Here is a 13,673-nt window from a genome sequence, read left to right as displayed (position 1 = left end):
ATACAATCTGGAGGTTTTCCATGTCTCGTAGATGCCAAGTTACCGGGAAAAAAGCCAATAATGGCTATGCAGTTTCTCACTCTCACCGCAGAACCAAAAAATTACAGCAAGTGAATTTACAATGGAAGCGGATCTGGTGGGTTGAAGGCAATCGTTGGGTACGCATTAAACTCTCTACTAAAGCACTGAAAACCATTCAGAAGAACGGTTTACAAGCAGTGGCGAAGGAAGCAGGTTTGAATCTCAATCAATTTTAGCTCGTGCTTGTTTCTCTGGGGCATCTCCAAGTGCGATCGCCCCTTTTCCTGTTTGCGATGCCCCAAAAAACAAACAAATATGCTTAAATTTTACTGAAAGAATAATTAATTTTTATAGTACAGGTTGTATTGATTAGCAGGAAAATAGTGGAGTATTAATGGGCGCAATTCAAGCATTACGGGGAACACAAGATATTCTCCCCACAGAAATCGGGTATTGGCAACAAATCGAAGCAACTGCAAGAGATATTTTTGCCAAGGCAGTTTATCAAGAAATTCGGCCTCCTATTATCGAACAAACCGAACTTTTTGAGCGGGGGATCGGGGAAGCAACGGACGTAGTGGGGAAAGAAATGTATACGTTTCGCGATCGCGGCGATCGTTCTATTTCTCTCCGTCCTGAAATGACCGCAGGGGTAGTCCGTGCTTTCATCCAGCATAGTTTAGGGGCAGGAGTGCATCGCCTTTGGTACACGGGTCCTGTTTTTCGCTACGAACGTCCAGGGGCAGGACGACAGCGCCAATTTTATCAAGTTGGGGTGGAAAATATCGGCACCCAAGACCCTCGCGCTGATGTAGAAGTTATCGCCCTCGCGACCCAATTATTGCAGGATTTGGGCTTAAAAAGCCTGAAACTGGACTTAAATTCCGTAGGACAGGGTGAAGACCGCCAACGCTATCGAGAAGCCTTGGTGAGCTTTCTAAGCCCCTATAAAAGCGAATTAGATAAGGACTCCCAAGACCGTCTCGATCGCAATCCTTTGCGAATTTTAGATAGCAAGGACAAACGAACTCAAGAAATTGTTGGGGATGCCCCTAGTCTTTTAGAATACTTGGGAGATGAATCTCGCCAGCACTTCGATCGCGTCCAACAACTTTTAGGGGATTTAAGTATTAACTATCATCTCAATCCCTGTTTGGTCAGGGGTTTGGACTACTATACTCACACTGCCTTTGAAATTAAAGCTGAGAGTTTGGGCAACGAAGCAACAGTGTGCGGAGGCGGTCGCTATGATGGTTTGGTGGCAGAATTGGGAGGAAAAGAAACTCCGGCTGTAGGTTGGGCGATCGGGATGGAGCGATTGGTCTTACTTCTGCAACAATTAGGAGAAGAGAAACCCCCAAAATTAGACTTTTATCTTGTTTCCCGAGGCGATCGCGCTACGGCACAGGCATTAGTTTTAGCGCAAAAGTTGCGTTATTTTGGCTTCAGCGTAGAATTAGACCTAAGCGGTGCTGCTTTTGGAAAACAATTTAAACGTGCCGATCGCAGTAATGCCATGGCCTGCTTGGTTATTGGGGATGCTGAAGCGGAAAATCAAACAGTGAATTTGAAGTGGATGGCGACTCAAAAACAAGAAGCGATCGCTCAAAGTCAATTGTTAACCATGACAGATACGCTCAAAAAACAAATGAAACACTAAAAACCGGAAAGATTTTTTCCTTTCTTGTTGTTTCTCTTTCATCTTTTTTTATCCTTCCTTCTTCCTCCTTTATAAATGGACTCTTGGGAATTTTTGCTTCAAAAGAAGGGTACTCGTTCTTGGCTTCCTCTTAAACGCAGGAGGCTTAAAATTGAAGCAGGCATCTACCGAATTGTTGCTCAATCTTGTCGTGCTAATGTAGAAGTAGAAATCCGGGTTATTCATCGCACTATTGATGAAATCCCCCCCAAGCGACGTTCGCAAAAACGCACCTGTCGCACCTCTCAAGAAGGATTAATGGTTGCTATTCCTTTTACCTACATTCGTCCTGGTTTTTGGGAATTTCGTTGCGTCTGCGAGAAAATGAACGAAATTCAAGGGGAACCTTGGCAAGAAATTGTACAACTGGAAGTCATTCCCGTTCAAGTTCCTCAAGAAACTGAGAAGGTTAATTCTCCACCTCCGCAAACAATAATCTCTTCAGAAAAAGTTGTTCGAGAAGCTGTATCACCAGTCCCCCATCAACCCCCAGAGAATAAGCAAGAGGGAATAGTTGAGAAAGAACCGATACAAACTCATTTAGAAGAATCAGAAGAGGCGATCGCGGCTAAATCTCAGCCGCAAGTTATAGTCGATCGCCAAACTGCGATCGCAACTCAGTTAGAAAAACCAGAAGAGGCGATCGCGTCTAAAGCAAAATCTCAGCCCATCGTTAATCAACAGCCAACACAACATTTAGAAAAACGAGAAGAAACTCCTATTTCAGCGAGATCTAAATCGCAACCAACGGTTGTTGAATCAGTCACAAATCCCCAGCCGATAACCAATAATGCTCATTCTCTTTTAGAACAATCAATCCGAAGTTTAGAAGATATTTTACAACAGGTTAGCGAACCCGATCCACCACCGCAAAAATCATCAAAACCGGAGAGACAAGACATTCAAGCAGAAAAATCCATTCCTTCTCTTCCTGTTGCGACAAAAACCGATCTAGAGGAGATTAATTTACCCAAAGACTTATCGATTAGTTTACTCCAAGATCATTTTATCCGACGCAAAGACGAACCCTTGTTGATTTCCGGCCATGTCAATTCTCTCGACTTGACTCAAAACAGTATTCTTGATTCTGGGTTTGAGGGAATTTTACATTATGAATTGCGCGATCCGCATGGAACTGAATTATTGCTTGATGTTTGTCAACCTCTCAGTGACGCAACGATTCCTTTGGTATTCAATTATTTATTAGATATTCCGACAGAGTATGATACTAGCTTAATTTTAGGAGAAGTAATTCTCGAAGTTTTTCTCGATCGCGGAGACGGACGTGCAAAGAAAACAATGCGTTTAGCGAGTCAAACTTTCTCTATTACCGCAGGATTAGATGATTTGCTCAATGCGATCGCTCATCCTATTGAATCTGAAAATGGCGATCGTGTCAAACATCTAAAGTCTAGCCTTTCTCAAGCGCCAGAAAAAACAACTCCTTCGGTAAATAGCGATTTTCTCGAACTCACAAAACGCGAGGCTGAATCGCGACCTTTTCAACCAACTGGACGGCAAGTTTTACCGCCAAAGTTATCTTTACCCATAAAACAAACCACTAAAAACAAAACAGTTAAATCGAAAAATATCGATCTGCCAAATTTTAATTCTCCTCCTCCAAGAGTTTCTGCATCTCATACTTATCAGGTTTCTTCTTTAGCCGATTTTCTGAAGTCTCCAACGGATGAAGATCGATTAGAAAAGCAATCTTTAGAAACAGATAATAGCCTGTCTAATTCTGAAATTCCCGAAAACAACCTTGCTGAAAGTAACGGCGATCGCCCAGAAAATATTATCGAAAATGATACAAGTAAAATTGAAGATTCCTCTCTTAAAAAAGAAGAAATATCGATAGATAATCTAGGCAATGAAAGCAATATAGAAACTGAGTATATTTCAGAATCTTCAGAGACTTCATTAGAAGAAGATAAAGAAGTGCTTTCCTTTAAGAAAGTACAAATGCAAGGGCAGTTTTGGAAACAAATAAATCTTTTGAAAGTTGATGAAGAAGTTAACGATGAATTGGTGCAATGGTTGCAAGCAAATCCCGTGCGATCGCAATTACCCAATAGCACAATTTTACCAGAAAATGAACGTCAAAAGAACAATTTAGAAGCAACGGCTCAACGTTTAGCAGAAAAAGCCGAACTCCTACAAGAATTAGCAGAAGAAGAAAGACGTGCAGCTTTAGCCGATATTGCTGACGAATTAGAACTTAGTGATGAAACATCAGAAACAGAGATTTTAGCTAAATTAGCCAAAGAAGCAGAATTTTTACGAAAATTGGCAGTAGAAATGGACTCCGGAGAGAATACTTTATCAGAGAAAAAAGAGGAGAAAAAAGAGGAGAAAAAAGAGGAGAAAAAAGAGGAGAAAGCTGGCGATCGCGACCCATTAAATTCAGAAAAATCTTCCCCCAGTGAAGAAGAGGAAATCCCCTTTGCCGATGTTACCATCGATCGCATTAACCATGAATTTGTAGTGGATGATGATGAAGAGGAAAGAGAAGAAGAATTATCCATTTCTGGTGCATTACCCAAACACGATACCTCCGGTTTACCTTATCCTGTGGGAATACAAAATCTTGTTGCTGCGCGATCGATGTCGTTTCCTACATCCGTTGAAAAAAATCAGGAAGAAATCGCCATTTCAGAACTTCCAAAGAATTTTTTAACTCAGCAAAGCAGCAACCTCATCACCCAAAAACAATCTTTAATTCCACCCCAGTTACGATCGCAAATTCCGATTCCTACCCCTATTTTAGAGATTCCGAATGGGGAACTATCAGGAGGAGATTTAGTTTTAATTCGCGTCAGATTGCCCGCTTATCCAGGCGCAATTTATGTTAAACTTTGGGTACAAGATCGAGAAACGCGACAATTGTTAGATGGACCTCGCGCTTTTGTTGATTTTACGGGTAATGAAGCTGGAGAATTGGAAACATTGACTCAGTTAATTGTTCCCTTGGGAAGTCTCTCGATCCGTTTTGAGGCGATCGCGATCGATGTGGAAACTCAAAAGGAAAGTCACAAAGCGAGTTGCGATCGCACAGTCATTCCCCCCGAGTTTCAACAAAAATCCTATGAAATCATTTAATGATTGTTTATTACTCAGAAAATGAACGAAACTGAACTCGATAATATTTATAATTTTGTGCAGATTTCTGACCGTATTGCAACTGCGGGACAACCCACAGAAGAGCAATTTGCAGAGATTAGCAGTGAAGGCTACGATGTTATTGTCAATCTAGCATTGCCAACTTCCACTAATGCTATTTCTGATGAAGCAGAGATCGTCGATCGCTGGGATATGAAATATATCCATATTCCTGTTATCTGGGAGAATCCGACATTAGCAGATTTTCAACAATTTGTCAAGGTTATGGATACCTATTCAGAGCAAAAAGTTTTGGTACATTGTGCCATGAATATGAGAGTTTCAGCATTTATTTACTTGTATCGTCGCATTGGCGATCGCGTAGAGGAAGAAAAAGCAAAACAGGATTTAGCAAAAATCTGGACTCCCAATGAAATCTGGCAAGCATTTATGGAAAAAGTACAAAAATATTATGAAGAGAAAGATAAATCAACCTAAAATGATACTAGAAAAACGCCACTGGTTTAGAGTGATTTTCCAGCTTAACTCTTCAGTGATTCCAGCCATTTTTCCTCGAGTTGCTTTTTTTGTTATTTTAAGTCTCATTGTTTCCACCCTATTTCATTTTCAGATTCCCGTTACCTTACCTTCTCAAACCAGTATTGTCTCGAGTCTAGTCCTTGGACTTCTCCTCGTTTTTAGAACAAATACCGCTTACGAGCGATTTTGGGAAGGGCGAAAACTGTGGGGTGTTTTTATTAATAATGTTCGTAACCTTGCGCGAGAATTATGGGTAGGAATTGCTGAAGAAAGCCCAGAAGATAAAACAGAAAAAATCAGTACAATTCGACTGTTAGTCGCTTTTGCGATCGCCACCAAACTCCATTTAAGAAACGAACCTCTCGATGACGAACTTGCAGAACTCATGTCTTCAGAACGATACGAACGTTTAAAGACAATGAATAACCCTCCCTTAGAAATTGCTTTTTGGATTGGAGATTACATTAAAAAACAATCCGATCGCGATCGCATTGGGATGAGTTATTTACTGTCCATATTGCAGCTTCTCGAAACAATGGTCGCTGCTTTGGGAGGCTGCGAACGTATTTTAAAAACACCCATTCCTTTAGCTTATTCGATTCATCTAAAACAACTCTTGGTTTTATACTGTTTGTGTTTACCCTCACAACTGGTGAGGGAATTTGGCTGGAGTACGGCGATCATTGTCGGTATTATTAGTTTTACCGTTTTTGGGATTGAAGAAATTGGCATCGAAATTGAAAATCCTTTTGGACACGATCCGAACGATTTGCCCTTAGATACAATCTGTCAGACTATGAAAATAAATATTGAGGATTTGATTTCTTTTGCCCCTTCTGCACGGTATTATGAGGAACAATGAACCCTCTCAGTCTTTGCGGTTAATTTTTCTTCAAAAAATATCCGCAAAATAACCCTCCCCATTCTGTCTCTAACAAGCTACTCTAAAAAAAGCATAATAAGCAATCTGTGTTAACGAGGAGCGCGAGCATTGAACTATGGTACTATCCAATCTTATTCAGGAAAACTGCATTACCCCGAACACCGATGTAAATCCCTCTCCAGAAGGGCAAGGAATGCTCGTTATTATCGATCCGAGTATCCCCGATAGTCAGCACCTCGCTAGGGGCGTTCTCGAAGGCGCAACAGTGTTTCAACTCGATCCCGAAGTTGATGGCATTGCCCAGATTAGCGCCTATCTCAAACAAAATCAAGGATTTACCAGCTTACATCTCTTATGTCACGGCGCTCCCGGTAGTTTATATATTGGTAATAACAAACTTAATCTCGATAATTTAAAAACTTATACACATTTACTCCAACATTGGCAACACGCCTTTACGAACTTCGATCTCCATCTCCTCCTTTATGGCTGTCAAGTTGCGAAAGGGAGAAAAGGACGGGAATTTGTTCAGGCGATCGCCAAAATTACAGGGGCAAATATAGCCGCGTCGGTAGATTTAACCGGAAATGCAGCCTTAGAGGGAACTTGGCAATTAGAACATGAGATCGGGGCGATCGCTGCTGATTTAGCCTTTAAACCCGAAGTGATGGCATCTTATTCATCGATTTTAGCCACATTTACCGCTAATAATGCGGCTGAATTAATTGCGAGAATAAATGAAGCAAATGTAACACCAGAAGCCGATACGATCAATTTAGGAGCAAATACGACCTTTAATTTAACACAAGCTGAGAATGTAGATAATTTTTACGGTGCGACAGGATTGCCCGTAATTGTAGACGATATTACAATTAATGGTAATGGTTCAACGATTCAACGCAGTAGCGGTCCAGATTTCCGCATTTTTCTCATTGCTGGACCCGGTACCGTAGGATTCTTTAATGGTAAAGGGAAACTGACCTTAGATAATGTCACCATTAAAGGCGGACGTGCGGTGGGAACAGCAGGTGCAACCGATGATGGAGGGGGAGTTTTTAACTCGGGTGGACAATTGATTATTCGTAATTCTACCATTACTGAAAACTATGCCGACGACGATGGTGCGGGAATTATAAATACAGGAACAGGTCAAGGGTTAGCCAAAGCAACCATTGAGAACAGTACAATTAGCAAGAATATTGCCAAAGGAGACGCTCTTGATGATGGAGGTGGGGGTATTGATAATGATGGTAATAAGGATAGTGGTGCATTAGGTGCAGAGATGCTCATTACTAACAGTATCATTACCGAAAATCAAAATACAAATGGCAGTGGTGGAGGAATTCGTAATGTTAATGGGGGTGTTTTAACGATCCGAGATAGCCAAATTAGCAATAATTCGTCTAAATTTGGGAGCGGAATTGCTAATGGTGCTGCACCTGGAATTGTAGGAACGAGTTTAACACTAAGCAATACGAAGATCGAGAATAATTCAGGAGTGGGGTTAGATGTTGAAGATGCTTTTGACCAAGATGGAAATACCGGTCCAACTACGGTGGTGAATGATGGGGGAAATACCGTCACCAGGACCAATGCACCGGAACTTCTGGCGAATCCTCCTCAAATTCGCGTTACGATCGCCAATGGTGCGGCGATCGCCGATGGTCAACCTACGGCGATCGCCTTTGGTAATTCGATCCAAGGTGCAACGCAAACTTTTACGACCTTTAATATTGAGAATCGCGGGCAAGATCCCCTCACTTTAGGGCTTCCGGTTTTGGTTGGCGCTTCCCCTAATGCCTTTGTTTTGGATACCCAGGGATTTCAAACAACCCTCAACCAAAATCAATCCACATCCTTTAAAGTTGCCCTCAAAACCGATACCCTCGGACAGTTTGCAGCCACGGTGAATTTTGCAGCCAATGACGCACAAATTACCGATCCCTTCAACTTTGATATTGCTGGGGGAATTACCCCCCCCGCACCGCAAATTCGCGTTTCTATTGATAACCCAAGCGGAACGCCAGTCCTAGATAATGCTCCCACGGCGATCGCCTTTGGCAATATTCTGTTTGGTACCCCTCAAACCTTTACAACCTTCAAAATTGAAAATATTGGCGTTCAAGACCTCAATATCGGCGCTATTAGCCTAAAAGGGGGCGTTGCTTCGGCATTTGTACTGGATACCACCGGATTTAATGGGACCCTCCCCAAAGATCAGTCCACTACCTTTAAAGTTGCTCTCAAAACCGATAAAGTTGGACCGTTTAACGAAGAAATTACCTTTACCACCAACGATCCCAACATTGCTGAACCCTTTAATTTCAAACTCGCGGGAGCAATTGACCCCACTATGGTGGTGGAATTGCTAGACGAACAAGATAATGTTCTCAGAACGATTGTAGATGGCACCCCTGCACCCATTGTTATTGGCGATCTTTTGGTGGGAAGTACCGCTAAACCTGCTAAATTCCGCATTACTAATAAGGGAACTCAAGCGATCGACTTGGGGAACCCTGCGATCGCCGGGGGAAACTCTGCGGCCTTTAATCTCGATACCACAGGTTTTATCAGCAATTTAGCCGCCGATCAATCCACCAGTTTTGCGATCGCCTTCAACACAGCCAATGCTGGCACATTTAGCGGCAAAGTGGAGTTTACCACCACCGATCCTAGCATCGCGGCTCCTCCCTTTGATTTTGCCATTCAAGGAATTGCTAAACTGGTATTACCCCCGTCAAGCAGCCCTAACAAATTAAATTTTAATCAAGGAGAAAAACTCTTTGTCGTCGGATCTGAAGGCGGCAATTCTGTAGAATTACAACTAACCGGAGATGGAGCCAACGATTTTACGCAAATTAGCATTTCCTTCAAAAATTCTAACGGCAGTTTTGGCGCACCTCAACCCCTCTTTGCCCCCCTTCCCAATCGTTTTCGCCCCAGTGGATTTGATGTCAGCGCCCAAAAGTTTTTGCGCCCCAATATTTCCCCCGGTCAGCAGTTCCGTATTATCTTGCAAAACATTGATGGTGGCACCCTTTCCGTAGAACCAGAGGTGATTGAAACCGCCAACGGAGAATTTTCCTTGCGATTTGCCCAAGGAGTTGTTTTAAATGTGCGTCAAACTAATGCCGGACTCCCACGCGGCATCGGGAATCTACAAGAACAAGGTCGCGAACTCCTCGATTTACAAGGACTTTCCGGATCGGTTCGCGGCGGATTTACTGTATATCGAGAAGCTGCTTTTAGTAATGTCGTCGGATTTTACGCGGTTGATGATGCTAATGGTACCGTCGGCGGTTTTACACCTGGTTCTGCGGGTTATGCCCGAGCCGCTTTAGAAAATCGTGTCAGTGGTTTAAATTTGGCTGTGTCCAACCAAGGAACGGCTAATTTCTCGGCGGATTTAAGCGGGGGTAAAATTTATGCACCTTTTCTTATTGCCAATGGTACGGTAGAAGAGTTTTTAACTGAAAATTCTAGTAATAGCAATAGTTCCGATCTTGTTGCCTATTTCCTCTATCAGGGTGCAAACCCCGATGGCGCGGATCACATTCGCTTATTTGGGAACAATGTATTCGGGTTTGAAGATTTAAAAGGAGGAGGAGATCTAGACTTTAATGATATTATTGTTGAGGCAAATATAGCTTAGAGTAGAAATTGGCCAACCCGCTCTTTCTTTGCTCATGAAAGCCTTCAATATGGCAAAATCAGATCCAAATCAAATTTTACGTCTGTTACCTTTGGTTGTGGGTAGTTTAGGGGGGATTTTGCTGGTTGTCAACCGCTCCTTAACGGTGGAACTCACTTCAACCCAATCTCGTTCGGATGCGTTGGGTATTATTTTGAGTGCGTTATTAATTTTAGTTGGATTAATTTGGCAGCAAGTGCAACCGCGATCGCCCGAGGCTGTCCAGTTAATAGGTGAAGAACGATTTGAATTAGTAGAGGAATTACCCGAAGCCGCTAAAATTGAATTGGCATGGGCTTCTCATTTATTACTCACTAATACAACAACGCGATCGATCTTGGTTTATTATCAAGATCGAGTTTTAATGCGTCGAGGCATTCTACCCGATAACAAAAAAATTAATCCTGGGGTAATTTTAAGGCGCGTTTTGGAGACACAAAAACCTGTGTATTTGGTCAATTTAAAGATTTATCCTGGCAAAATTGAGTTTGACTATTTACCAGAGAATACTCAAGGGGTAATTTGTCAACCTTTGAGCAATCAAGGAGTATTAATTTTAGGAGCGAATACCCCTCGTAGTTACACTAAACAAGATGAAAATTGGATTGAAGGTATTGCAGATAAATTGGCGGAAACTTTATTCTCCCTTTGCATGGATGCACAGGCTGAATGAATGGTGGGGTGCATCTCTTTGACAAGCGGGCAAGATGCTAATAGAGATCGCAAAATTATTCCGCCCATTTTCGCAGGAGATTGGAGAGACTTTTGCCAAGAAGGTCTACTTCGGGAATTTTCCCATATTTTGCAAAAATCCCCCGCTTTGCGGTATCGAGATCGAAAAGAAGTTCGCGATCGCCCGGATCTCGGATGCGACTCTGTACCCAACCGACGGCAACAAAACGAGTCCCTTCCGTCACAGGATCGACGCGATGCAAAGTAGAGGAAGGATAAAAAACCGCGCTTCCAGCAGCCAATTTATAATATTTTTCATCATCTGCCCCTTCAATTGCTAATTCTCCTCCCTTATAACTTAAAGGATCGTTCAAAAAAATCGTCCAAGAAACATCCGATCTCCATTCCCCCATCAAGGCATTATCGGAATGCCTCCCATAAGACATTCCCGCATCATAACGACTGAAGAGAAGAGAATGGATTTTCTTCGGGCGGATCCCAGCTTGGAAAAGTGTGTTCTTTTTTAAAGCATCTTGAACAATTTGTTTCAGTTTTTGACTCTCTAAAGTACCGGATTTAACTTGTTGATTATTTTTAACAAGTTTGGCTTGTCTGCCGGCGGTTAATTTTCCTGCCACAAATTCCGAGTCGGCAAGTGTTGTCATAATTGTCTCTAGTTCTTCAACGGAAAGAAGATTAGGAATGGTAAAAATCATTTTGAAAAGCGAGAATAGCTAACAATTAATTGGCGATCGCGAGACTCAATTCCGATTACCTGCGATCGCCAGATCCTCCCAGAAAATTACTATGGTTATTTTCCTTATACTTTAACCTCCTTCGCCTTCTTCACCACTTTCATCGCTTTTGTTCTCCTCCTCTTTACTCTCTTCACCACTTTCACTTTTTTCATCACTTTTGTTAACTTCATCACCCTCTTCACCACTTTCACTTTTTTCATCACTTTTGTTAACTCTATCACCCTCATTATCTTGAACTTCCGTGGGTGCATCGGAGGAATTTCCCGTCTCCCCACTCTCATCGACAGGAGGAGAATTACCGCAAGCGCTGACGGCAACAGTTAAACCAAGAGCAAGAAAGAGTTCTACGGGTTTTACAGGTTTAATCATTTTTCTACAGACTAGCATCGTAAATTTGCATTAACCACCATAACATTAATGAAAAAGATTATCAATAAGTTTTTCTGTAAAGAAATATTACAGATTGGCAAAATTTTCAGTAAAAGGGGTGACACCCCCCACCCCAAATGTTATATTAATACTTGTAGATGCACCCTGATGATTGGGGGAGTTGCCAAAACGGTGACTCTCTTTTTTTTTGTCTAGGGAATATATTAATGAAGCAGAAATAATTGCCTCAATGTTTAATTGCTTTGTAAAGCCTTTTGTACATTGTCCCAAATGCCTTTCAGAGTTTGTTTGATTTGGCGCTTGGTTTCCCAGCGCGTAAAATCCCGTTCGTAGTCTTCTCCTTGGGTTTGAAACGCCTTCCACCCACTCAGAGAAACCATAAGAACTGCAACTAAAATCCCGTAGCGTGACCAACTCATTCCTTCTCCACCGAGTAGGTCAAAAGCGACCAAAAAACTGCTTAACATTGTATAGGCGATCGCTTTCTGACGAAATCTCTCTTGACGGTAGAGGTTAAATGCTTGACGTTTGGTTTTGTCAATTTTCTGCTGTAACCATAGCTGTTCCGCTTCTTGTAGCGATGCGGGAGAAATGCCCAAATCTGCGGCAATTTCTTGTAGCTGCGTTTCAGTCAATTCACCATTCTCGTTTTGGCTGGCGATCGCAATGTGGAGAATCTGCTGAATCTCTTCCTGTTGATAGGTTTTGAAAGAGGGAGAGTCGGAGACAGTCATGGGAATTTTCCGATCGGTAATGGGTTTAAAAACTATTTTCTTTCATTATAAAGTACAAACTCCAGAGAACTTTGCACGACTCTTCCCATCACAGGTTTTGGCTTCTCTCTCTGTGGCTGAACTTATGGCAAATACTTATTTTATTGCCCATAGTCTGTAAATAAAGTATCAAGTAATGCAGCCGAGCGAATGGATTTACCGAGATGGTATTGGGTGTAATTCCGTAATACCTTTTCTACACCCAGCCAGCCCATTTTTAAAGAAGTTGAGGAATGCAGTAGAGGTAATTTTGCCTCGAGTTCTCCAAAGTGAGTTAATTCTGGAGCCGTTAGAGTTTGGAGGAGAAATATTTCTAGGGCATTGAGACGAGTGTGAACAGTAATTGATGTAGACAAGTTCGGCGATCGCTCTAATTCTAAGGGTAAACGCAGAAGTCCTCCTGCATCAAAGCTCATCCCCACTCGCCACTGCGGATCGTGAAAAGCTGGTGCGATCGCCTCTCCTGTTAGACAACAGTGTTGAATTTGGGGACTCAATCCCCCGATAGTCAAAAGATGAAAAATGCCGTGGGCTAAATGGGAGAGAATGGAAGTTGCAGCAATGTCGCGATCGCCCGAAAGAGTTAATTTATTTAAGCGCTGGAGATGTTCGGTTAAAAGCAGATAGATTTCCTCTTGAGTGCGATCGCTTAAAGCTAAAGCCAAAACAATTTCTGCCCAATATTGACTGGCTGAAAGTTTGCCCAAATCTTTACTTAAACCGGGATAAGAAGCGAGAGTTTCCGCTTGCAGAATGCGATCGAGCGATCGCCCTTTAGAAATGAGCAATTCATTAGTAACAAATGGCTCAATTCGCCCGCGTAATTGGGACTTTTGTTTCCTCGAACCAGGAGCAACCGCTCGCACTAAACCATATTCTGGAGTTAATATCGTAACAATGCGATCGCTTTCTCCTAGGGGAATACTTTTCAAATTAATCCCCGTTGCCTTATAAGTTCTGCTCATTAATTATAAATTATGAATTATGAATTATGAATTATGAATTATGAATTATGAGTTATAAATTATCAAAACTTCAACAAACTCAGCATATCAACTATCAACTATCAACTATCAACTATCAACTATCAACTATCAACTATCAACTATCAACTATCAACTATCAACTATCAACTATCAACTATCAA

12 protein-coding genes are annotated in these 13,673 nt (G+C 42.0%); 8 read left to right on the top strand and 4 right to left on the bottom strand.

The window, feature by feature from the left end:
* Window positions 1–20: 20 nt before the first annotated feature.
* From rpmB to JUI58_RS16175, 7 genes are all read left to right on the top strand, one after another.
* A complete protein-coding gene (gene rpmB, locus JUI58_RS16205; RefSeq protein WP_204104839.1) occupies window positions 21–257 on the top strand; it encodes a 50S ribosomal protein L28 in 237 nt (78 codons plus the stop codon).
* Between the two features lie 158 nt (window positions 258–415).
* Window positions 416–1,681 carry a histidine--tRNA ligase gene (gene hisS / locus JUI58_RS16200; protein WP_204104838.1) on the top strand — a complete coding sequence of 422 codons (1,266 nt, stop codon included), beginning with the start codon at window positions 416–418 and terminating at the stop codon, window positions 1,679–1,681.
* Window positions 1,682–1,756: 75 nt separating this feature from the next.
* Complete coding sequence (locus JUI58_RS16195; protein ID WP_204104837.1) at window positions 1,757–4,819, top strand: hypothetical protein; 3,063 nt, start codon at window positions 1,757–1,759, stop codon at window positions 4,817–4,819.
* A gap of 21 nt (window positions 4,820–4,840) precedes the next feature.
* Complete coding sequence (locus JUI58_RS16190) at window positions 4,841–5,317, top strand: protein tyrosine phosphatase family protein (protein ID WP_204104836.1); 477 nt, start codon at window positions 4,841–4,843, stop codon at window positions 5,315–5,317.
* A 1-nt stretch (window position 5,318) separates the two neighbouring features.
* A complete protein-coding gene (locus tag JUI58_RS16185; RefSeq protein ID WP_204104835.1) occupies window positions 5,319–6,221 on the top strand; it encodes a bestrophin family ion channel in 903 nt (300 codons plus the stop codon).
* Between the two features lie 136 nt (window positions 6,222–6,357).
* Window positions 6,358–9,894, top strand: coding sequence for a DUF4347 domain-containing protein (locus tag JUI58_RS16180; protein ID WP_204104834.1), 3,537 nt, complete (start codon window positions 6,358–6,360; stop codon window positions 9,892–9,894).
* Between the two features lie 49 nt (window positions 9,895–9,943).
* Window positions 9,944–10,606, top strand: coding sequence for a cofactor assembly of complex C subunit B (locus JUI58_RS16175; RefSeq protein WP_204104859.1), 663 nt, complete (start codon window positions 9,944–9,946; stop codon window positions 10,604–10,606).
* 55 nt (window positions 10,607–10,661) lie between these two features.
* Here the strand turns inward: JUI58_RS16175 and JUI58_RS16170 are convergent, their stop codons facing one another.
* The 3 genes from JUI58_RS16170 to JUI58_RS16160 all read right to left on the bottom strand — a co-directional run bounded on the left by JUI58_RS16170 (window position 10,662) and on the right by JUI58_RS16160 (window position 12,487).
* Window positions 10,662–11,321 (bottom strand): Fe2+-dependent dioxygenase, encoded by a 660-nt coding sequence (locus JUI58_RS16170; RefSeq protein WP_204104833.1) that lies wholly within the window; start codon window positions 11,319–11,321, stop codon window positions 10,662–10,664.
* Window positions 11,322–11,432: 111 nt separating this feature from the next.
* The gene (locus tag JUI58_RS16165) at window positions 11,433–11,732 is read right to left on the bottom strand and encodes a hypothetical protein (protein WP_204104832.1); all 300 of its coding nucleotides are present in this window, start codon (window positions 11,730–11,732) and stop codon (window positions 11,433–11,435) included.
* A 254-nt stretch (window positions 11,733–11,986) separates the two neighbouring features.
* Window positions 11,987–12,487 carry a 2TM domain-containing protein gene (locus JUI58_RS16160; protein WP_204104831.1) on the bottom strand — a complete coding sequence of 167 codons (501 nt, stop codon included), beginning with the start codon at window positions 12,485–12,487 and terminating at the stop codon, window positions 11,987–11,989.
* Here JUI58_RS16160 and JUI58_RS16155 point away from each other — a divergent pair.
* Entirely contained in the window at window positions 12,486–12,647 is a 162-nt protein-coding gene (locus JUI58_RS16155) for a hypothetical protein (protein WP_204104830.1), read from the top strand. The genes JUI58_RS16160 and JUI58_RS16155 overlap by 2 nt on opposite strands.
* Here JUI58_RS16155 and recO read toward each other — a convergent pair.
* The gene (gene recO, locus JUI58_RS16150) at window positions 12,628–13,491 is read right to left on the bottom strand and encodes a DNA repair protein RecO (RefSeq protein WP_239121521.1); all 864 of its coding nucleotides are present in this window, start codon (window positions 13,489–13,491) and stop codon (window positions 12,628–12,630) included. The two genes, JUI58_RS16155 and recO, sit on opposite strands and share 20 nt — an antisense overlap.
* Between the last annotated feature and the right edge of the window lie 182 nt (window positions 13,492–13,673).

The sequence above is a fragment of the Spirulina sp. CCY15215 genome, assembly GCF_016888125.1.
GTDB lineage: Bacteria > Cyanobacteriota > Cyanobacteriia > Cyanobacteriales > Spirulinaceae > CCY15215.
This window is presented reverse-complemented; position numbering and strand designations above follow the sequence as displayed.

Bases quoted from the DNA above. Each gene is read 5' to 3' on its own strand.
- rpmB (WP_204104839.1), top strand. From the start codon at position 21: ATGTCTCGTAGATGCCAAGTTACCGGGAAAAAAGCCAATAATGGCTAT.
- hisS (WP_204104838.1), top strand. From the start codon at position 416: ATGGGCGCAATTCAAGCATTACGGGGAACACAAGATATTCTCCCCACA.
- JUI58_RS16195 (WP_204104837.1), top strand. From the start codon at position 1,757: ATGGACTCTTGGGAATTTTTGCTTCAAAAGAAGGGTACTCGTTCTTGG.
- JUI58_RS16190 (WP_204104836.1), top strand. From the start codon at position 4,841: ATGAACGAAACTGAACTCGATAATATTTATAATTTTGTGCAGATTTCT.
- JUI58_RS16185 (WP_204104835.1), top strand. From the start codon at position 5,319: ATGATACTAGAAAAACGCCACTGGTTTAGAGTGATTTTCCAGCTTAAC.
- JUI58_RS16180 (WP_204104834.1), top strand. From the start codon at position 6,358: ATGGTACTATCCAATCTTATTCAGGAAAACTGCATTACCCCGAACACC.
- JUI58_RS16175 (WP_204104859.1), top strand. From the start codon at position 9,944: ATGGCAAAATCAGATCCAAATCAAATTTTACGTCTGTTACCTTTGGTT.
- JUI58_RS16170 (WP_204104833.1), bottom strand. From the start codon at position 11,321: ATGATTTTTACCATTCCTAATCTTCTTTCCGTTGAAGAACTAGAGACA.
- JUI58_RS16165 (WP_204104832.1), bottom strand. From the start codon at position 11,732: ATGATTAAACCTGTAAAACCCGTAGAACTCTTTCTTGCTCTTGGTTTA.
- JUI58_RS16155 (WP_204104830.1), top strand. From the start codon at position 12,486: ATGGGAATTTTCCGATCGGTAATGGGTTTAAAAACTATTTTCTTTCAT.
- JUI58_RS16160 (WP_204104831.1), bottom strand. From the start codon at position 12,487: ATGACTGTCTCCGACTCTCCCTCTTTCAAAACCTATCAACAGGAAGAG.
- recO (WP_239121521.1), bottom strand. From the start codon at position 13,491: ATGAGCAGAACTTATAAGGCAACGGGGATTAATTTGAAAAGTATTCCC.